This window comes from Metabacillus niabensis, from assembly GCF_902829255.1.
Lineage (GTDB): Bacteria > Bacillota > Bacilli > Bacillales > Bacillaceae > Metabacillus > Metabacillus niabensis.
Map to the genome: position 1 here is coordinate 1 of NZ_CADEPK010000082.1, position 22,022 is coordinate 22,022.

Annotated in this window: 14 protein-coding genes and 1 pseudogene; 12 read left to right on the plus strand and 3 right to left on the minus strand. The window is 36.8% G+C overall.

Translation table 11 applies throughout. The features are described 5' to 3' along the window. Positions 1-133 precede the first annotated feature (133 nt). The 7 genes from HU235_RS08750 (at position 134) to HU235_RS08780 (ending at position 9,383) form a co-directional block, all read left to right on the plus strand. Complete coding sequence (locus tag HU235_RS08750) at positions 134-1,951, plus strand: methyl-accepting chemotaxis protein (protein WP_233452175.1); 1,818 nt, start codon at positions 134-136, stop codon at positions 1,949-1,951. A gap of 612 nt (positions 1,952-2,563) precedes the next feature. Beyond that, a complete protein-coding gene (locus HU235_RS08755) occupies positions 2,564-3,271 on the plus strand; it encodes a response regulator transcription factor (protein ID WP_095299419.1) in 708 nt (235 codons plus the stop codon). Next, the gene (locus HU235_RS08760) at positions 3,268-4,269 is read left to right on the plus strand and encodes a sensor histidine kinase (protein ID WP_174879962.1); all 1,002 of its coding nucleotides are present in this window, start codon (positions 3,268-3,270) and stop codon (positions 4,267-4,269) included. Before HU235_RS08755 ends, HU235_RS08760 begins: the two co-directional genes overlap by 4 nt. A 92-nt stretch (positions 4,270-4,361) precedes the next feature. Then, the gene (locus HU235_RS08765) at positions 4,362-5,126 is read left to right on the plus strand and encodes an ABC transporter ATP-binding protein (RefSeq protein ID WP_174879963.1); all 765 of its coding nucleotides are present in this window, start codon (positions 4,362-4,364) and stop codon (positions 5,124-5,126) included. Continuing rightward, positions 5,101-6,972 (plus strand): ABC transporter permease, encoded by a 1,872-nt coding sequence (locus tag HU235_RS08770; RefSeq protein ID WP_174879964.1) that lies wholly within the window; start codon positions 5,101-5,103, stop codon positions 6,970-6,972. Before HU235_RS08765 ends, HU235_RS08770 begins: the two co-directional genes overlap by 26 nt. Before the next feature lie 242 nt (positions 6,973-7,214). After that, positions 7,215-8,168 carry an ROK family transcriptional regulator gene (locus tag HU235_RS08775; protein WP_174879972.1) on the plus strand — a complete coding sequence of 318 codons (954 nt, stop codon included), beginning with the start codon at positions 7,215-7,217 and terminating at the stop codon, positions 8,166-8,168. Positions 8,169-8,195: 27 nt separating this feature from the next. Beyond that, positions 8,196-9,383: an MFS transporter gene (locus HU235_RS08780; RefSeq protein ID WP_174879965.1), complete on the plus strand. Its 1,188-nt coding sequence runs from the start codon at positions 8,196-8,198 to the stop codon at positions 9,381-9,383. 177 nt (positions 9,384-9,560) lie between these two features. Here HU235_RS08780 and HU235_RS08785 read toward each other — a convergent pair whose 3' ends face one another. Together HU235_RS08785 and HU235_RS08790 are read right to left on the minus strand one after the other, a co-directional pair. Beyond that, positions 9,561-10,472, minus strand: a complete 912-nt coding sequence (locus HU235_RS08785; RefSeq protein ID WP_174879966.1) for a DMT family transporter — start codon at positions 10,470-10,472, stop codon at positions 9,561-9,563. After that, positions 10,469-11,428, minus strand: a complete 960-nt coding sequence (locus tag HU235_RS08790) for a proline dehydrogenase family protein (RefSeq protein WP_174879967.1) — start codon at positions 11,426-11,428, stop codon at positions 10,469-10,471. Before HU235_RS08790 ends, HU235_RS08785 begins: the two co-directional genes overlap by 4 nt. A gap of 115 nt (positions 11,429-11,543) precedes the next feature. On the opposite strand from HU235_RS08790, the gene pdxR reads away from it, so the two are divergent. Both pdxR and HU235_RS08800 read left to right on the plus strand, forming a co-directional pair. Continuing rightward, positions 11,544-12,938 (plus strand): MocR-like pyridoxine biosynthesis transcription factor PdxR, encoded by a 1,395-nt coding sequence (gene pdxR, locus HU235_RS08795; RefSeq protein WP_174879968.1) that lies wholly within the window; start codon positions 11,544-11,546, stop codon positions 12,936-12,938. Between the two features lie 262 nt (positions 12,939-13,200). Then, on the plus strand, positions 13,201-13,533 hold the full coding sequence (locus HU235_RS08800) for a hypothetical protein (RefSeq protein ID WP_174879969.1): 333 nt from the start codon (positions 13,201-13,203) through the stop codon (positions 13,531-13,533). Between the two features lie 139 nt (positions 13,534-13,672). Here the strand turns inward: HU235_RS08800 and HU235_RS08805 are convergent, their stop codons facing one another. After that, positions 13,673-16,045, minus strand: a complete 2,373-nt coding sequence (locus HU235_RS08805; protein ID WP_233452177.1) for an immune inhibitor A domain-containing protein — start codon at positions 16,043-16,045, stop codon at positions 13,673-13,675. A gap of 575 nt (positions 16,046-16,620) precedes the next feature. Between HU235_RS08805 and HU235_RS08810 the strand changes: the two genes are divergently transcribed. The 3 genes and pseudogenes from HU235_RS08810 to HU235_RS08820 all read left to right on the plus strand — a co-directional run bounded on the left by HU235_RS08810 (position 16,621) and on the right by HU235_RS08820 (position 22,017). Beyond that, complete coding sequence (locus tag HU235_RS08810; protein WP_233452176.1) at positions 16,621-18,543, plus strand: BglG family transcription antiterminator; 1,923 nt, start codon at positions 16,621-16,623, stop codon at positions 18,541-18,543. Positions 18,544-18,750: 207 nt separating this feature from the next. Next, on the plus strand, positions 18,751-19,773 hold the full coding sequence (locus HU235_RS08815; RefSeq protein ID WP_174879971.1) for a DUF2332 domain-containing protein: 1,023 nt from the start codon (positions 18,751-18,753) through the stop codon (positions 19,771-19,773). A 322-nt stretch (positions 19,774-20,095) separates the two neighbouring features. Then, positions 20,096-22,017, plus strand: a pseudogene (locus HU235_RS08820) (fructose-specific PTS transporter subunit EIIC). Positions 22,018-22,022: the final 5 nt, after the last annotated feature.

The window sequence follows — 22,022 nt, forward strand, 5'->3', positions numbered from 1 at the left end:
GTTCTAGATAACTACTATTGATCTCTAAAAAATAAGTAAATTGCCATATTGACGAGTTATTCATTCTTAACACTAGCTTAATATTTAAATGTTATAATGAGTCAAAATTACACGAGATATGGAGGGCTCAGTTTTGAAACAGAAATGGGCGAACCACTTAAAAAATAGACTCATACATAAGGTAAAGAATAAATCGAAAAAGCCTGGAAAGACAAAGAAAACTGAAAAGGAAAATTTATCAGCGCCTAATCGACTTTTGGATAAAGTATTTGCAAACGTTAACTTGCAAAGCCGATTATTGTTTTTATTTATTTTTTTATTAGTCGTTTCCATTACCATTGTAGGAATTAGTTCCTATTTAAAGGCAAGAGATACGACAATTGAGACAATTGAAAATCGTATAAGTCGTGAATCAGAGGTTATGGCATATGTAGCTAAAAACTTAAAGTTTTTATATGTAAGTGATGACTCCTATTTTATGCAGCAATTAGAGATTAGCATACGAGATCAGCAACGTCAGTTAGAAACAGATGGAATTAAAGCACATATATTCTATTATACAGATGAAGAGATCAAACCTTTTAAAGTAAGCAATAAAGCAAACATATCTTTCCCAGACTCTTTTATAAAAAAGATACAAAGTGAAGATAAAGGTGTCTTTCAGCAAAAAATTAATGGTGAAGACTATACAATTTCCGTTTTAAAAGTGCCGGAAATTGATGGGAAGTCCCTATTGGTAGTTCCGACAGCATCTTATTTGGGACCAGTGAATGAAATGGCAAAATTTATGATCGTTGTAATGGCTGTTAGCATAATCATTTCAACTCTTCTTATAATTTTGTTTGTTCGTAGTCTAACAAAACCTCTCAATGACCTGAGAAATGTTATGACAAAGGTACGTGAGGGGAATTTAAATGAAAAAGCTTTAATTAAAACAACGATTCCAGAGCTACAATCTCTAAAGGTTAGCTTCAACATGATGATTGAACAGATGAGAAATGTTATAAATGAAATAAATGAAACAACAACAGAGCTAGAAACAACCGGAGAAAAATTGAGTCATTCTTCTGAAGATGCACTGTCTTATAGCCGTCAGTTAATTGAAGCTATTAATGTCGTAAAGCATGGTGCTGAACAAACAGCAAGTAGCTCGGATAATAGTGTGCAGGGCTTCAGAGCAATGAAACAAAAAATACAACTGTTAATTTCGGGGATGGATACGGTATTTCAAAGCGCAGAAGATATGAATATATCTGCAGAGCGTGGAGAAAAGAACAATACATATTTAATTAATACAATCCACAGTTTTGAGCAAGAGTTTGAGCACATGACGTCAACGATTCAACAAGTAAAGGAGCATTCATCCTCCATAACAAATCTTGTAGGCTTAATTAAAGGTGTCGCTGATCAAACGAAGTTATTGGCCCTGAATGCAACAATCGAAGCAGCAAGAGCAGGAGAAGCGGGAAAAGGATTTGCAGTTGTTGCTAACGAGGTACGTAAACTTGCAGAACAATCCTCGTCTGCTACTGTAGATATCTCAAAATCAATTATTGAAATGGAAGATGTAACGATTCGAGCTACAACTGAATTTGATGATATGCTTATGAAAATTAGAAGCTACCTAGAAACGGCAAACGATTCAAAAGCATCCTTTGATGAATTAATGAATGAAATTGATACGGTTAGTAAAAAGCTTCAAGGAATGCAAGGAGAGCTTCAAAGTCTAAAACAGATTTTGCCGGACCTAGAAGAAGAAACATTAAGCTTTGCATCAATCTCACAAGAAACCCTTGCCAGTACAGAACAAATGCTTTCTACAAGTAATATTCAAATAAAGCAAATGGAAAGCACTCATGAAATTGGTTTACAATTAAAAGGGTTATCCAATTCATTATATAGCACTTCGAAACAATTTAGTGTGAGCTTAAATAATGACAAGGCTGTCTAAGAAGTCAGAAAATTGACTTTTCTCCCCTTTATATGTCTAGCCCGAAGATTATGATTGAAAGTAAAGGGTCTAAATAACTGACAAATGAACGTTGGACGAGGTATTAGATTCTCTTTAAATAATAATCTAAAAAAATACAAAAGCAAGCGAAGAAAATGCACTATTTTTTTCGCTTGCTTTATCTTTAGCCCTTTATTGGATGCTTCTTATTTATCTTAATATTCTTACTGCACTAATTTTAGATAACCACGACCTTAAACTCCCTTTTAAAACGTCAAAACTCGTATAGTACATTTTCTGCAATCGTCTATACCTTGCCAATCAGATTAACATAGTAAGTGGTTAAATTGAATATTGGTTACACCAGTTGTGCAATTTTAAATAACTGCATAACCACCAATTAAAATAATGACAATGGCGAGCATTCCAAAGATAACTGTTTTCATTGCTAATCTCCTTTTTCAAAGCCTGTTACTTCATTGTATAAATCAGTTTAGTCTTAAGAAATTGAATAGCCTTACATTTTTCTTACAATCTTGTAAGGTTGTGGAGATAGCCTTTTTTAATGATCTATTATATGGCATAATTTTCACAGACAAAGGAGTGAGTGAGATGCAAAGGATATTAATTATTGAGGATGATCCGAAAATTGCGGAGCATTTACAATCATACATAAATAAATATGGATACGAGGCGAATGTCGTTATTGATTTTGAACATGTGATGAAGGACTTTCAAGCATTTAATCCTGATCTCGTTCTTTTAGATATTAATTTACCAAGCTTTGATGGCTATTATTGGTGTCGGCAAATTCGTAAGGAATCAATTTGTCCTGTTATTTTCATATCAGCACGTGTCGGTGAAATGGATCAAGTGATGGCGCTGGAAAATGGCGGTGACGATTTTATTACGAAGCCCTTCCATCCCGAAATAGTTATGGCAAAGATTCGCAGTCAGCTTCGTCGAGCTTATGGGGAATATGCAGCACATGTTGAGGAGCGCGTATTAGAAACAGAAGGCTTAAAGCTATATCCCGAAAGGCTAGAGCTATCGTTTCATGAAGAAACAGTTACACTCACAAAAAAGGAATCTGATATTATCGAAAGCTTAATTGAACGATATCCACGTGTTGCGGGACGTGAGGATTTGCTTGAAAAATTATGGGATGACCAAATGTATGTTGATGAAAACACCTTGAACGTTAACATTACCCGAGTGCGGAAGAAATTTGAAGCAGTAGGAATTAAAGGGGCAGTTGAAACGGTTAGAGGAGCAGGCTATCGATTGAATATTTCCTGGACAAAGGCTGAGCAGCAATGAAGCTATTTTTAAAGGAGCATGCTCTTCTTATTGTTGTTCAAATCATTCAATTTTTTGTTATTTTATCAATCTATTTTCTTGATGGCTATCCTCGTCTATTACCAGCGCTTTATGCGGTGTTTCTCGGTTTCTTTTTTCTTGGTGGATATTTAATTTATCATTATTATAGCCGGCGCCTTTTTTATAAACGGCTCAGCAATGAGCTTGAATCCTTGGATCAATCTCTCCAAAAAACAGAACAAACCCCTATTTCTGAGGCGCTTGATCATCTTTTGAAAAATCAATATATGCATTATCAGGAGCAAATTAAAAGATTAGAGTCACGACAGGCTGAGCATTTGAAGTTTATGGATCAATGGGTCCACCAAATGAAAACACCGATCTCTGTCATCGAGTTAATTGCACAAAACTTAGATGAACCGGATTCATCGAGTATTCGCGAGGAAACGGATCGAATGAAAACGGGGTTAAATACGATTCTTTATATGGCAAGACTGCGGACGATTGAACAGGATTTTCATATTAAACCCGTTAATCTTACAAAGCTTGTAAGTGAAGTGAATCGTGAAAATAAACGCTTCTATATAAGAAATCAGGTATATCCAAATCTTTCGCAGGAAAAGGATGGGGTTACGGTAGAGACTGATGAGAAATGGTTGTTTTTTATCCTTTCACAGCTTATTAATAATGCTGTTAAGTATTCGAAAGGAAAAGGTAAGACAATTAACATTTCAATTTATGAAAAAGCCGGAGAAGCTATTTTAGAGGTAAAGGACTATGGAGTAGGCATACCTGAAACGGATAAGCGTCGTGTTTTTGACCCGTTTTATACAGGAGAAAATGGGCGGAAATTCAGAGAATCGACGGGAATGGGCCTCTACTTGGCGAAAGAGGCTATAGAGCATCTTGGGCATCGTATCGAACTCGAATCAAAGGTCGGTGAGGGGTCAACATTTAGAATTATTTTTACTGCTACACAAAACCTTACATCCGTGTAAGGAAAGTGAAAGAAAAATCGATTTTTTACTAATCAAATAGAGGATATACTAGTCACAAGTTAAAGAAACTTGAATTGAAGGGAGAACTTGTGATGCTGAATGTAAAACAAGTAAGTAAAGTTTATGAAGGTAATATTGCCTATCGTGCGTTAACGGATATAGATTTAACAATTGATGAAGGTGAATTTGTCGGGATAATGGGGCCGTCAGGAAGTGGGAAAACGACGTTGCTCAATATGATCGCAACAATTGATGAGCCAACGACAGGGCAAATTTTAATTAATGGAAATAACCCACATAAATTAAAGAAAGAGGAATTAGCAAAATTTAGACGGCGTGAGCTAGGCTTTGTGTTCCAGGACTTTAATTTACTCCATACGTTAACCGTCGAGGAAAATATCGTTCTTCCGTTAACATTGGATGGGAGAAAAGTGAAGGAAATGAAGCAAAAGGCAAATGAAATTGCTGAAAAGCTTGGAATTAGCGGAATTATGAAAAAGCGTACCTACGAAATTTCAGGGGGACAAGCACAAAGAGCAGCCGTTGCAAGAGCGATGATTCATAGACCAAAGCTATTATTAGCTGATGAACCGACAGGAAATCTTGATTCAAAATCCTCAAAGGATGTTATGGAAATGCTCGAGGACATTAATAAAAAGGAACGGACAACGATGATGCTTGTAACTCATGATGCGCAAGCTGCAAGCTATTGCAACAGGGTTGTCTTTATTCGTGATGGAAAGTTCTATTCCGAAATCCATCGTGGGGATAATCGCCAAGCCTTTTTCCAAAAAATAATTGATACACTTTCTTTACTGGGAGGGGATGCACATGACCTTTCGTCAGTTCGCGTTTAATAATGTTATTCGAAATAAAAGGTTGTATGCTGCATACTTTCTTAGTAGCCTTTTTACCGTTATGGTTTTCTTTACATTTTCGATTTTTGCCTTTCATCCGGGATTAAGCGGAAGTGATATGAATTCAAATGTGACACAAGGGATGAATATTTCGGCAGGAATCATCTATGTCTTTTCCTTCTTTTTTGTTCTTTATTCGATGAGCTCGTTTTTACAATCACGGAAAAGAGAATTCGGGCTATTGATGATTCAAGGGATGTCAATGAAACAAATCCGTCTTATGGTGTTTTTAGAAAATATGTTAATCGGTTTATTTGCTACAATTGGTGGGATTTTACTAGGTATTGTGTTTGCAAAAGGAATTTTGTTAGTTGCCGAAAATGTATTGATTATTGAAAGCTCGCTGCCATTTTATTTTCCAACACAAGCGATCATGATGACATTTGTTTCATTTATCGTCTTGTTTTTCTTTATTTCACTATTTGTTACGTATGTACTACGTAGTAAAAAGCTTATTGAACTCATTAAAGCGAATAAAATTTCAAAGGGAGAACCAAAAGCAAATCTTTTCTTAACATTGCTAGCTGTTCTGTTACTTGGATCGGGGTACGCAGTAGCGTTAATCGTGAAAGGTATTACCGTTGTGATGGCGATGCTACCAGTTATCATAGTTGTCAGCATCGGAACATATTTGTTATTTACCCAATTAAGTGTTTACATTATTCGGAGATTGAGAAAGAAGGAACATATTTTTTGGTTCAAAACAAATATGCTGCTTTTTTCTGATTTAGCCTTTCGAATGAAGGATAATGCCCGGACATTTTTTATGGTTGCAATGGTTTCGACTGTAGCATTTTGTGCGATTGGTTCATTATTTGGATTTCAGACAGTCCTAACCTCTAGCGTTAAACATGTAAATGCAACGACATTTTCTTATAAAACCGTTGATAAGGAAGCAGAGAAGCAAAATGTAGAGTTTATCAATCAAACACTACAAGAAGAAAAGATTAAAGCAGATTCTGAGCATACGAACATGACCTACTATGAAATTGCGAATGATTCGATTTTGATAACAAAGGAATCTGATTTTAATCGATTTGCCTCATTAATTGGGGAAAAGCAAATGAAGGTGAAGGATGGACAGATTATTGTTGTTGATTTCCAAGGAACGAATCTTGGTCAACAAACACAGATGTTAAATGAGACGATTAAGTTGAAATCAGGTGTTACATTAAAGCCAAATGAAGATGAGGTCATTACATCGAGAGCGTTACCTGCAATGAGTTCGTATTTTATTGTTTCAGACCATGATTATGAGCTGCTTCCTAAGCCAATAGATGCAGAGAGCTTTTATGCTTGGCAAGTAACTGATGGTGAAGAGGGAATTATGGCTGCATCTGAAAAGCTATATGATAAGTTAGAACGATATGAAATGACGTCTGTCGAGTACGAAATCTATGAAATCATGAAATTTTACGGCCCGATTTTATTCATCGGATTATTTATCGGTATCGTCTTCTTTGTTTCAGCAGGAAGCTTCCTTTATTTCCGTTTATACATGGATTTAGATGAAGATAAGCAAAAATTCTCATCCATTTCTAAAATGGGATTAACGGATAAGGAGCTAAAAAAGGTTTTAAACAGACAAACAGCGATTCTCTTTTTCGCTCCAATCATCGTAGCGCTTGTCCATGGAGCAATTGCATTAACTGCATTATCGAATTTGTTTGCCTTTAATTTATTCAAAGAATCTGTTATTGTATTGGGTGTTTTCTTATTCATCCAAATCATCTACTTCTTCATTGTACGCTTCTACTATACGAAACAGATTAAAGCTGCAATTTAATTCAATAGAGTAATCTTTTAAGAGGGTTAGACTTGGGGTCTGACCCTCTTAGTTATTAGTAGAGAAAATAAGTTTATTAAAGTAGGCAGGCTTTTATTAATCTTGGATAATTTTTACTAAGATCTTCTAAAAAGGAGTTGCTCATGGTATATTTATATCGACTTATTAAAACTGTTTAAAAAGTGTTGTAATGTTTTTAAGAGAGGTGAGAAAAATTGACTGTAAATCATAAATCAACCGCTATGCTTCATCAAATTCGTGTAGCGCTTTTGACATTAGGAAGTGCGACAAAAGGTGAATTATGTGAAAAGGTTGGCATTAGTTTTCCGACGATTACAAAGCTAATTGACCAAATGGAGAAATCAGGTGAGGTGACAAATTTAGGCTTTGATGAATCAAGTGGAGGACGTCCAGCACAGCGCTATTTATATAATCCTGATTATATGCTAGGGTTAGCGATATTTTTAGAACGTAATGAAACGGTTTTTACCGTGTTTAACTGTCTAGGTGAGGTGAAAAAGCAAGGTACTTATAAGAGTGTGCTAGGCGAAAATTTATCTTTATTAAAAGGCTTGATCACGGATATTTTAAATGCGTTTCCTAGTATTTGTTCGATTGCCTTTGGAGTACCAGGTGCTGTAGAAAATGGGAAGATTTTTTATATTCCCGATTATTCAGGGTTTCACGATGTTGACTTACAAGCTGTCATAGAAGAGGAATTTTCACTTTCGGTCGTTGTCGAAAATGATATGAATGCTGCTGTTCTTGGCTACCATCATCGAAATGATATGGAGAAAAGGCAATCAAGTGTTTATATCCTTGCGGGAAATAATGGTCCTGGTGCGGGATTGTTTGTAAATGGCGATGTTGTCCGAGGCAAATCGTTTTTTACAGGAGAGGTTTCCTTTACACCGATTGGAGGGGATCAAACCTTTTATGAAGCACTCCAAGGTGAAAAGCGGGAACAGGAAGAAGCGATTAGTCGACTTGTTGCAATGATGACAGTGATGATTAATCCGCACACAATTATTTTTAATAAGGAAGAGATGGAGCAGTCAATGCTTGAACGAATAAACATGCTTGCTGCAAGCTTTGTGCCAAAGGAGCATCTTCCCGATTTAAAGACAAGTGATTGGAAAGAGGATTATTTGCATGGCTTGAAATTTTTAGCAGTTGAAAGAATGCTTAGACAATAAATTTGTATAAGAGAGAGGGAAGCTAGCTTGGCAACATTATTATTAGTCATTATTTATTTAGCGTTTATAAGCTTAGGTTTGCCAGATTCCTTATTAGGGTCGGCATGGCCTGTTATGCAGTCTGACTTTGGAAAGTCTCTGGATACAGCAGGGTATCTTTATATGATCATCTCAGCAGGAACAATTTTGTCGAGCTTAGTATCAGGAAGGCTAAATGACCTGCTTGGCACCGGGAAAGTTATGGTCATTAGTGTCCTGTTAACAGCTGGTGCATTGTTAGGCTTTTCGTTTGCACCTTCGTTTATTTGGCTTGTCATTTGTGCAATTCCGTTAGGGCTTGGTGGAGGGGCTGTCGATGCAGCATTAAACAACTATGTAGCCCTCCATTATAAGGCAAGTCATATGAGCTGGCTCCATTGCTTTTGGGGTGTTGGAGCAAGCATTGGACCGATTATTATGTCCTTTTATATTAGTCATCAAGGCTCTTGGGAGAAGGGTTATTTTACCATTTCTATGCTTCAAATTGGACTAACAATCATTTTATTTTTGAGCCTGCCATTATGGGCAAAGGTAGCGAAAATGACTGGAAATACAGCTGCTGTCTCAGAAACTGCCACTTCGATTGAAGAAAATCCAAAAGCAGCAAAACCATTGAAAATAAAGGGAGTGAAGTTTGCGCTTCTAACTTTTTTATTCTACTGTGGCGTGGAAGCAACAATGGGACTATGGGGAAGTAGTTATTTAGTTAATAGTAAAGGAATGTCTGCAGCTGTTGCGGCACAATGGGTTTCTTTATTTTATGCTGGAATAACTATTGGAAGACTTGTAACGGGCTTTATTACGATGAAGGTAAATAATACACTTTTAATTCGCATCGGACAATTTATCATTATCTTTGGTGGGATCTTGTTAGTTCTTCCATTACCAAATATTGTATCGTTACTAGGATTTATCGCAATAGGGTTAGGCTGTGCCCCGATTTATCCATGTATGATTCATGAAACGCCTAGCCGTTTTGGGAGAGCAAACTCTCAAGCAATTATCGGATATCAAATGGCGGTCGCTTATGTTGGCTCGACCTTCCTTCCACCGTTATTTGGATTAATCGCAAACTATATTTCGATTCATCTATTCTCGTTCGTCATTCTCGTACTTGCACTTTGTATGTTATTTGCAGCTGAGAAGGTGAATGGGGTTATGAAGCTGCGAGCGTAGTAGAAAATAGCACTCTATTTTATGACAAAAGGTGTCTATAAAGCTGATTATCAGTTTTGAGGCTCCTTTTTCTATTTTAAAGAATTATATAAATTTATTTCGGGAAAAGAAGTAAATTTAAGTTATTAGAATTCAATTCCCATTATAAAAAAGTCTCAAAAACAATTGTTTTTGAGACTAACAATTAGTTCTATTTAATTTCTTCGCAGGCTGCTTATTACTCAAAAGGATAGCTGTTAAGGTGAAACTAATTCCTATAAAGTGAAAGAAAGAGATTTTTTCACCTAAAATAAGTACTGAAAGAATGACACTGCTAATTGGTAGTACCCCTGTCAATACCCCAACTGTACTTGCTGGAACTTTAGACACCCCTTGGTACATGAGAATAAAAGCAATAACAGTTACAACAATACCGAAATATAATATTAATCCCCACTCAGCCATTGTTACTCCTTCAAAGTTAAACTTAGCCCCCTCATAAAGGGAAAGCGGTAAAAATAAAATAGTACCTAAAACACTTACAATTGTTGAAATTGCAAGAGGACTAACCCGTTGTGAAACAAACTTCCCTAATATAATAAATAATGCTTCACAAATCACAGCACCGAAAATGAGGAGATTTCCAAAGATAGGTGAGGAACCACGTTCAATATCCGAAGCAGAGCCGACAACATTGATGATAAGCGTCCCTAAAACGGCAAGCAGAATACCGACACTAACACTTTTAGTTAATCTTTCCTTTAAGAAAAGGAAAGCTAGACCTCCAGTAACGGCTGGAATTGTACTTGTAATGATTCCGGCTTCAATGGCTGTAGTGAAGGTCAGTCCGTATAACATAAAAATACTATACAAAAAGACGCCAAATAATCCTTGTAAAAACAGAATCAGCATTTCCCTCTTCTGAATCGAAGGAAACCCCTCGATACGAATGAGTATTGGGACCATAATAATGGTCGCGACTAGAAATCGTAATTCAGAAGCTAAAAACACAGGAAAACTTTGCGCAAGCAGTTTACCGGCTACGACTGAACTACCTACAATAATCATAGCTAGAATCACTTTAACACTTGCAACGAAATGCTCATTCAATATGCTTTACTTCTTTCAGTTAAAGCTGGAACAATGATCTCGGTTATGGCACGATATAAATTTTCCGGATGCTCAGCGATTCGATGACATAAATACAAGTACCAGTCTTTTCCGTAAGGCAAGTATATTTTACAATTATACCCTTTGCTTTTTAAAGCCTTTAACAAATCCGGACGTATTCCGTAGAGCATTTCTATTTCTAAATTTGGATGACGAAAATACCCGCGTTGCTCCATTTCTTTTATTAAAGTTTCATCATGTGTAGCTACTGATACTGGGTGGTTAGCTTCTATTAATTGTTCAACAAAATGAAGATAACGGTTATTTAATTCGTTTGATCTTGGTATAGCATCTTTAGAAGATTCCTGATAGGCTCCCTTAACAATTCGAATCCTCCCAGGTAAATCTACTAGATTCTGAATATCATTGTTTGAGCGAAGTAAATGTGTTTGGATTGTGATTCCGATATTATCGTATTGCGAAGTTGCCTTTTTATAAATAGTGAGGATTTCATCTGTTTTCGATGATTCTTCCATACCGATCATAACTGTCATCTTGTTTAACTTTGCTGCCTTGGCTATTTCAAGCAAATGGAGGTGAGCTGTTTCTGCATCAAAGGATAATCCAATATGTGATAAATCAAGCGAAACAGTTTGTTGCATTGAGAGTGAACTCATTTCCTCCATTAGATGTAAATACTCGTTTTTTGCTTTTTGACATTCCTTTAGGTCTATTGTATTTTCCCCTATGTAGTCTAATGAAATGAGATACCCTTTTGTGATTAATTCTTTTGCAGTTGCAATTGCCTCCTGTCTATGTTCTCCTATGACAAATCGTTTTGCTGCCTTTAATAATAAGGGGTACAGTTCATTGGATTGTTGAATGTAGGATTTCATTTGCTCGTTTCGTGCAATTGTTTTAAGAGCTCGTGTGAATTGAACTTTATCGTTCGTCATCTTTATACATCTCCTTTTCCTATTTGAAGTAACCATATCATGGTAAAATGGTTTGTATTAGTACCACTTATTGTTATTTTTGCTAGTACCAATTATGTTAAGGGGAGCATGTAGGATGCTTTGGATACCTATTGACCGATCATTGGATATACCATTAATTAGGCAGGTCTATCAACAAATCCGGGAACGAATTTTAAATGGTGACTTACAATCTGAAGAAAAGCTTCCTTCGACACGCGAACTTGCTTTTGAGTTAAAGGTGTCTAGGAATGTGATTCTAGAAGCGTATGACCAACTAATAGCCGAAGGGTTTTTAGTAACACGTAGAGGTTCAGGGACATTTGTTGCAAAAGGAACCTTTTTAGAGAAAAGGGTGGTACCAAATCATGCTTTAAATTGGCGTGAGAATAAAACGGATGCTGCGAACATCATCGACTTTCGTTCGGGGTTACCAGCCCTGGATTTATTTCCACGCAAAACATGGGCAAAATTGTCTCATGCTATTTGGAATGATACATCGCATTCAATGTTTGGTTATGATCTTCCAGAAGGGCGCCCGGAACTAAGACAAGCTCTAGCACGTTATTTACTGAAAACTCGAGGAGTAGCTTGTCATCCTGAACAAATTGTCATTACTTCTGGTGCAACTCAAGCTTTAACACTTGTATCTAGATTGCTTTTATCACCGAACGATACGGTAATAATGGAGGATCCTATTACAAACGATATTCAAACGATTTTTAAAACTACGGGTGCTACCATTTTTCCAATACCTGTAGATGAATATGGAATAAAAACAGCATTGCTACCAGAAAATAAAAAACCGAAGCTCATCTTTATTACTCCTTCTCATCAGTTTCCTTTAGGTGGAACGTTGCCGATACAACGACGGATTCAATTGATTCAATATTCAAGAAAAACGAATTGCTATCTTGTTGAGGATGATTATGATAGTGAGTTTCGATATGAAGGTCCACCTGTAAGTTCGCTACAGGGCTTGGAGCCTGAATGTGTATTATATGTTGGCTCGTTTAGTAAAATTCTATCACCGGCTCTAAGAATAGGATATTTAGTTCTTCCTTTGCAACTTATTGAAGAAAGTCGCAGGCTTAAATGGTTTTCCGATTTACATACCCCTTCTGTAGAACAGCTTATCCTTGCTCGGTTTATTGATGAAGGTTATTTGGAACGACATATAACAAGGATGAAGAAGGTTTATAAAAAGCGAAGAGATTATCTCATGCACTGTATAAAAACAACATTTTCCAACGAGGTACAAGTTTTCGGTTATTCGACAGGATTGCACTTAATTGTTGAAGTGACAAACTTCCATTTTTCAAAAGAGAAGCTTAAACAGATTGAACAATGTGGAGTAAAGGTATATCAAGTTGAAGAGCATACAATTGAAAAAGATAAACATCAAAATCAACTTATTTTGGGATATGGTCATCTGAACCAAGAGGAAATAAAAGAAGGTATAGCAAGACTGCATGTAGCTTTATATAAATGATGAATTTCATTAGCGGTGCTTGTTCCTTTTACTTTTCTAATAGTTTCTTAACCGACATAGGTTCCTTGTTTAGGCAGTTATAAGTTAAGTTGTTTTGAACTTAATAGTTTAAATGTAAGTTGTTAGGCTTTTTTTGTCACAAATCCACTGCCTTAATCGTTTATTTAGGTGGGTCTTTATTAAAGGAGTGGTCTTACGATGAATAACATGGCTAATCCACATTTTGGTGGAGTTAGCAGAGTAAAGGAGAGGAGGTAGGCTTATGGACTGCTGCTGTAAAAGCGGGAAAACATCTGAAATAAAAATTGAAGGTGATGTTAGTGCAGATCCAATTTGGTGTAAGAACTGTGGGTGTAATCTTGATTTAGATGAAAGTCCAGTATCAGCTGAGCTAAAAGACAAACTATCCAGATGGGCATTAACATATGGAAAATGGATTGATTGGAACAAAGGTAGTCTCCTTGCGAATGGACTTGAGCTAGAAAAGGAATTTAATCAAGCGGGGCTGCTTTTAACAGAAGAGGTAAAGCATGAATTAAAGGATCAATATAATGTAACCTATTCGCCATCATCTAGTTCTCGCTATTATCTATGATAATGATCTAGTTAAATAGAGAACAAGAAAGAAAAACTCACTGCCATCTTTTTTTCATAAATTGGATAGCAGTGAGTTTTTTAATTACCCCATGTTGTTAGAAAAGTATCCCCTTGAGTGATGCTCTTTGTCAATGTTTTTATTTGTGAATCCAAACTGCTCCTGCAGAATTATCCTTAGCTTCACCGATGACTTCAAATTTCAAGCCAAGATTTGGGACAATTCGACCAGCGTCTGGAATATCGTTATTGATATATGTCATGGAGTCATCAAATACTTTATTGCCTTTTAAACTAGTAAACTCGTATGCTCCTCGTGTTGGAGAGAAAACAGAGAATGCTGGTGTTTTATCAAGTGAAAACGCAGCATCTGCCACTTGGTAGTTTGTGCTTTGATTAATCGTTTTTTGTCCATTTAGTAGTCCGAAGACTGCTTCAGGGTGTGAATCAACAACACCTAGGAAGCCTTCTCCTGGGTGAACGCCAACCCAGTTATCTGTAAAGCTATCATCCGCGTACCAAACGACTAGACCTGTGTTATATTTAGCACCGCGTGAGAAGGCTAACGCTTTGTCTGAACCAGCATAGTTCCGCCATTCAAGATAATAGTAGTTATTCGCTTTTGAATAACCGTTTGTTACAATAAATCCGTCCATTGTTACTTTTGGATCTGCCTCAGCATTATCTGTGAAAATTTCTTTACCGTCAGCTGTTACCGAGAGATTATCAAGGGCAAAGCCATTAGGAGCTAAGCCGCCATCCGTAACATATTCAAACACAAGCTTAACCTTTTGTCCTGCGAATGGACTTAAGTCATAAGACTTTTCAACCCATTGTCCGTTTGTTGTTTCCAAACCCTCTGCAGTATTTTCATCGCCAATGATATCAAGTTCAACTGACTTTCCATCACTCGTTACCGCATTTACGTAAACATAATCATAATCTGTTTCAACCTCGAACCATTGAAGTGCATTAAATTGTGCTGATGTTGCGTTTGTTAAATCAAATTCTGGTGTTTCTAATGTTGTATGAAGGTCATCGCCTTTTTGACTGTAATAATAGTTTTCGCCACCATTGTCAGCGGGCATAAATCCTTTAACATCTTTTTGTGGTAAGTTCACTTTTACAATCCCGGGATTGTTTGATTTCGTTACACTTTGATCGATGAAGGAGGCAACACCATTTTTCGTAATTTCCTCATAATCTACCTCAACGATATTAGCCCAGTTTCCGCCCATTACTGTTTGGAAGTACTCCTTGTTTTGTGGAGAAAAGCTTGTTGGGGCTGTTCCGGCAATATTACCATTCCAGCTTCCTCCACTCATAATCGACCAGGAAGCGACTGGTTCACCGTGACCTGTATATTGTGTATCATATTCATCAGGTAAGCCTAAATCATGTCCAAACTCATGGGCAAAAACACCAACAGCTCCATCTTCAGGCTGGATTGTATAGTCAAATGCACCGACGTTACCACCCCAGTAATCAACAGCAGCCTCAGATCCTGGGACAGGATAGACACCATTTAAAGTCCAACGGTGTGACCAAATCGCATCATCACCTAAAGCACCACCACCAGCTTCTTGTCCTGTTCCAGCATGGATGACCATTAGATGGTCGACAAGTCCGTCAGGTTCATTTTGATTGCCATCACCATCAAGATCGTATAAATCAAATTCATCATATTCAGCTAAGTCGATACCGGAAGCAACCGCAGCATTTAACGCATCCTGTACAAGGTCACGCGGTCCTTTTGGATTTAAGTTATCATGACCTCCCGCGGGATCGTCATCCCCATATTCCTTCGCAGTACCTGGTACTGTTAACCATTCGCTAACCGTACCATCAACAGTATAGCTTCCGCCAGATTGCTCCTCGTAATATTGCTTAAAGGTTTTTACCTTTTCCCCGTTAAATAAGGTGAATTCCTCATCGCCAAACATAAGCTTTTCATAATGCTCACGGTTAAAGTCATCGGCATACATGTAGCCTTCTTCCTGCTCAACTTCATTGTGCTTTACATCGGAAAATTCCGTTAATAATACAAGCACTTTGTCGGTGCGGACCTCTCCGTTATAAGGAGTTTGTTTTGCAGCGTTTACTTTAACAGGGCCGTTTGGTTTACCTTTTTTATAATGTTCATGCCCTTTGTTAAGCTGTTTTGCGAGCTTGTCCTTTTGCTTTGTAAGGAAATCCTTCGTCTTTTTATCCATCATGATTTCATTTGCTTGCTTTTGCGAAACCTTACCAGGCTTGTCCCCTTGTTTATCCTCAACATACGCCTTAACAGCATTTTCCACCTCAGAAGAAGTTGCCTTTTTTGAGATGATTCCTTTCTCCTTTAATGATTTAGCTAATCTTTCTTCCGGAATGATGTTCCAATCGATAGGAGCTGATTCAAGAACTGGGCTTGCAGCTTGTACATTAGAAGGACTCGAAATGTAAGGACCGAATAAGAGCCCGCCAATTACAACCGAGCTAGTTGTTAGCTTTAAGGTCTTCATCAAATCCATACTCTTTTTCCCTTTTCCTGATTTTCTCACATTAATCCCCCTTCATTTAGATAGAAGAATTTTGGAAGGAATCTTCTAAAATTTTTCTACTAAAAAATAATATAATTACATACCTATTATAATCTTTATATGAATATAATGAATAGTTCGATAATTTTATTTTCTGAAAATTAAAACAGGTTATATTTTCCTAATTTTATTCCTTATCTAGGTAATTTTGACGTGGCGATACACGGGAGAATAACCCTTTAAAAATCAATGGTTTTGTTATTTTTTCTTACAAATTATTTTCTTTTGATTAAAAAGAGAAGGTTTATAGTTTAAAGTTTTGCTAAAATGTCAGTAGGTAAAAAGTTATTGCTTTAAAGCTTTTATTTGTTGAAGGATATTATTTTACGAATATTCTCTTATGAAAGTACAATTGAACAAAGGAAGGCAATAGTATCATCTTGTGAAACGGATAAAAGCTACAGGAAAGTGTGAAACTAGCATAAATGCTTTTTTTGGTGAGTTTGCGGAGGGAAGCATCTTGCCATAAAATGATGTCATAATACAAAAGTTTGAGCAGGTGCATCATGAATAATAGACAGAAGGAATTACTTAGAATATTGCTCCTTCAAGTAGAAGGAGTACTACAAATAAAAGAACTATCGGAAAAGCTTGATTGTGCTGAAAAAACAGTGCGAAATGATTTAGACAAAATTGAAGAATTTCTCCTTAATTATGATAGTGGTAGCCTGATCCGAAAGCCTGGATTAGGTATTTCGATTCAAATTGATAAAGGGGAACGGTCGAAAATTTTGCAAAGTCTTTTTTCAAATGAGCCTAAGACAAATGAGGAACGACTTATTGAAATCGCATACCAGCTATTAACAAGCAATAAGCCAATAACATTACAGCATTTATCTCATCAGTACTATGTGCCAAAAGCAACGATCAAAAAGGATATTGAAACGATTGCGAAATGGCTTGGACGCTTTGATTTAGAGCTTGTATCAAAGCAGCGGCTTGGGAATGTCGTACAAGGAACAGAATTACAAAAAAGAAACGCTTTGGCTCATTTATCAGGGATTATTCCGTTTACCTCGAGCGAAAAGAATGTTGTACTCGATTTATTCCTACCTTACGAGATTATGACGGTAAAAAATGGATTAGAAATGATGCAACGGAAATTTTCAATTGCTTTTGGAGAGGGTGCACTTGATAGCTTGGTCGTTCATGCCCTTATTATGATAAAACGAATAAGACAAAGAGAACCGATATATGTACAAGCTGCAGAAAAGGAACAGGCACAGGAAAGAATAGAATTCCAATACGCCACTTGGTTTTTTGAACAGCTAGAGTCTGTGTTCAGTTTAGCCTTTCCAGAAGAGGAAAAGGTCTATTTTACATGGCATCTTATTAGCAGTAAGCGAATGGGAACGGAAAGAGATTATACCGTCACAAATGAGGATGAAGTAACGAGTATTGTCGATACTCTTGTTGCGAAAATTAGTAAGCTGACGCTATATCAATTTGATGCTGACGGACTTTTAAAAAACGGTCTCATCTTCCATTTGCATTCTGTTATTAATCGAGTGAAATTTGGTTTTCCAATAACCAATCCACTGCTATCGAATATTAAAAAAATGTATCCTTATATGTTTAACATGGTTATTTTAGCATTTGAAGAAATTAAGAAGATGTACCGTTTAGAAATCCCCGAGGATGAAGTCGCCTATATTGTCCTTCATTTTCAAGCCTCGATTGAGCGGATGGAAAATAGGAAGGAAAGCAAGGTAAAGGCACTTATTGTTTGTCATATGGGAATCGGGATGTCGCGTTTATTAGAAGCAAAAATCGAGCAGCAATATAAAAATATTGAAATAGTTGCTTGTATCGGCAAATCAGATATTTCATCCTATTTAAGTGTCCATCAGATTGACTTTATTATCTCGACTGTGCCACTTGAAAGTGAAGGTAAGGAGAATGTCATTATTTCGCCACTCTTCAGTCAAGAGGATAAGAAAAAACTAAGTCAATTTGTTAACATGATTGAACAAAAGGGACCGAAAGAAGCTGATTATCAGCTCTTTTCTACCTTTATGCTAGAGGAACTTGTCTGCTTTTGTGTTCAAAAGGATCATCGTTATGAAATTGTTGAAATGCTCGCAACTCTCCTTTATAAAAAAGGCTATGTCACAAAGGAGTTCATTCATAGTGCCGTAAATCGGGAGCGGAAATCGTCAACAGCAATTGGCGGAGGGATTGCTATTCCACATGGAAATCCACAGCTAATTCATAAGTCTGCAATAGCAATTGCGTTATTAAAGGAACCGCTTGAGTGGGAGAATGAAAGAGTATCAATCGTATTTATGCTAGCAATATCAAAGGAACATCAAATAGACATTCGCAAAGTAATTGGGAAAATTGCTTCACTTAGTGAAAATCCGTTATTAATTGAAGAGCTAAGTCGTACAAAGGATTATCAGACTTTTCTCCAGTTACTTGAAAAATGATGAAGAAGTTCAAGCATAAGACGTTCCTTGTATGATGGAATAATGATTTTAATGGGCAAATCGTTTAGCGGTTTGCCCATATTTATGATGTGAAACCTGTTCTTTTAGACATTCAAACAGCTATCATAGTAATAGGATAAAACCAATGAGCGGGCTTCTTCAATATGGTATGATAGTTACATATTATTCCAAATGAAGGAGATGAATATGGATATAACTCAATTGTCCCACCGCTTTAAACGCTTTGCTGTCTATGAATGTCATGGCTCAAGTGATCTTTATGAATTTTTGTCTCATAAAATTGCTAATGACTGCGAACTGCTCGAACTATGTTTAAATGCGAAAGCAGGTCAACCAGTTCCTAACCTTTTTTTAAGTGCTGTTCATTTTCTTTTACTAAGTGGCAAGAATCATAGTTTAAAAGAATATTACCAAAGTATTGTTGAACATCCTCAAAAGCCGGAAGAGTCCTTTGAGCATTTCAAGGATTTTTGTCGTCTATATCGGGAGGACATCATTTCTCTTATATCTAGAAAGCTTGTTCAAACAAATGAGGTAAGACGCTGTGCATATCTTTACCCAAGCTTTTGCTATATAGATGAAATGGTGAAGAAGCCCCTAGCATTAATCGAAATTGGCACAAGTGCAGGGCTTCAACTTTTATGGGATCAATATAAATATTCATATGGAAGCGACGAAATCTATGGTAATAATCAATCAACAGTCCATATTCAATCGGAAATTATTGGTGAGAAGAGACCACTCCTTTTAAAGAATAGCCCACCAGTTGCCTTTAGTCGGGGGATTGATTTACATATTAGCGATTTGGGTGATGAGGAAGACTTTATGTGGTTAAAATCACTAATTTGGCCGGAGCATCAAGGACGACGAGAACTCTTTGAAAAGGCAGCTGAACTTTTAAACCGAAATGATAGCAGCTTGATTGAAGGAGACGGGATATCGTTACTGACTAATATAACTGAGCAAGCTCCAGATGATGCAGTAATTTGTATTTTTCATACCCATGTTGCAAATCAATTAGAAGAGGATGTAAAGCTTACGCTCATCAATCAAATTAAAAAGATTGGGAAAACACGGGATGTCTTTCATCTCTATAACAATATGTGGGATCGCTATCTTCATCTTGATTTTATGTTAAATGGAATCGAAACTCAGCAAATTATTGCAGAAACTGATGGACACGGTAGATGGTTTAAATGGTTATTATAAATAAATATTATAAGAGGTTATCTCAAAAGCAAGGTATAAAAGCTTCCTGAGATAGCCTCTTTATTTGTATTCTTCAACTAGAACGTATCCGGGTAAATCAATAGTCTTTAGTCACTCCGTTATTGCGTAAAGCCTAGCTCTATTTTTCCCCTACACCCTTTCAGCTATTTTACTTTCTCTGAGAATTAATTTTATAGTAATGAAAAATAAACATGATTTTACCGTAACTTCTGGTAAAAATAAAAAATAATAGATGGACAAGCACATTATAAGATATAAGAAAGCGATTGCTAATACGCTTACATCTAAGGAGGAAAACAAAATGGCAAAGATATTAGCTGTTACTGCTTGTCCAGTCGGAATCGCACATACGTATATGGCTGCTGAAAATTTACAAAAAGCAGGCGAGACATTAGGGGTAGAGATTAAAGTAGAAACTCAAGGCTCTATCGGGATTGAAAATGGGCTTACAGAGCAGGATATTGCAGAAGCAGATGGAATTATTATTGCAGCAGATAAAGAGGTAGCAAAAGACCGCTTTGTCGGTAAAAAGCTATTAGTTACTGGTGTGCAAGAGGGAATTCGTAAACCAGAGGATCTTATCAAAAAGATTCAAACTGGAGATGTTCCAGTTTATAAACCAGAGCTTGCTTCCGAAAATGGAGAGAAACAGCGTAAGAAGAAGGAAAATCCAATTTATAAGCATTTAATGAACGGTGTTTCCTATATGGTTCCGTTCATTGTAGTGGGGGGATTATTAATTGCCCTCGCATTAACCCTTGGCGGTGTACAAACACCAGGAGGTATCGTTATCCCCGAGGACTCTATTTGGAAGCAAATTGAAAGCCTTGGTAGTACAGCATTTATGTTCATGGTGCCAATATTAGCCGGTTTTATTGCGGTAAGTATTGCTGATCGTCCAGGATTAGTTCCGGGTATGATAGGCGGATACATTGCGGCAAATGGTAGCTTTTATGGCAGTGATGCAGGTGCTGGGTTTATCGGTGGAATTATCGCTGGTTTCTTAGCGGGCTATGTTGCATTAGGCATTAAGAAAATGAAAGTACCAAAAGCGGTACAACCTGTTATGCCAATTATTTTATTCCAATTCTATCATCGGTGATTGTTGGTTTAGCTTTTATTTATATTATTGGTTCACCGGTTGCTAGTGTGTTTGAATTATTAACAACTTGGCTTGCAGGAATGCAAGGTAGTAGCTCCATTGTTTTAGCGCTAATTCTTGGAGCGATGATTGCGATTGATATGGGTGGTCCATTTAACAAGGTTGCCTTCCTATTTGGTTCAGCAATGATTGCAGAAGGAAATTATTACATTATGGGTCCAATTGCTGTTGCAATTTGTATTCCGCCAGTTGGCCTTGGTTTAGCAACATTTATAAACAAGCGTAAATTCCATCCAAATGAAAGAGAAGCGGGAAAAGCTTCCTTTACAATGGGATTATTCGGTATTACTGAAGGGGCTATTCCATTTGCCGCTCAGGATCCGTTGCGTGTTATTCCAAGTATTGTTGTAGGATCAATGGTTGGTTCGGTTATTGCGATGATAGCGAATGTAGGAGACAAGGTTGCTCATGGTGGTCCGATTGTTGCGGTCTTAGGAGCAGTAGATAATGTCGTTATGTTCTTTGTTGCGGTCATTGCTGGGGTTATTGTGACAGCAATAATGGTAACTGCTTTGAAGAAGGATGTTGAGTCAGCACCTGTAAAAAATGAAGAGGTACAACAAAATGAAGAAATCATCAAGCAAGCAACACCTAACACAAATTTAAATAAATTAACGGATATTACAAACGTCGATTTAATTGAAACAAACTTAAAAGGTGAGACACGCGATAAGGTGATTGATGAGTTAATTTCTAAATTTGAACAGAATGGTGTATTGCATTCTAAAGATGAGTTTAAGCAAGCGATTCTAAAACGTGAGGAAGAAAGCTCTACAGGCTTAGGAATGAACATCGCAATTCCGCATGGGAAATCAAATGCTGTGAAGCGTCCAGCTGTAGCTTTTGGAATGAAACGTGATGGGGTAGATTGGAAAAGCTTAGACGGAACTGATGCAAAATTAATTTTTATGATCGCAGTACCTGAGGATGCAGCAGGAGATGCACATCTTAAAATTTTACAAATGCTATCTCGAAAATTGATGGATGATGAATTTAGAGAGCAATTGCTAAAGATTGCATCAAAGGAAGAAGCATTCAATTTATTAGAAACGATTCGTTAATAAAT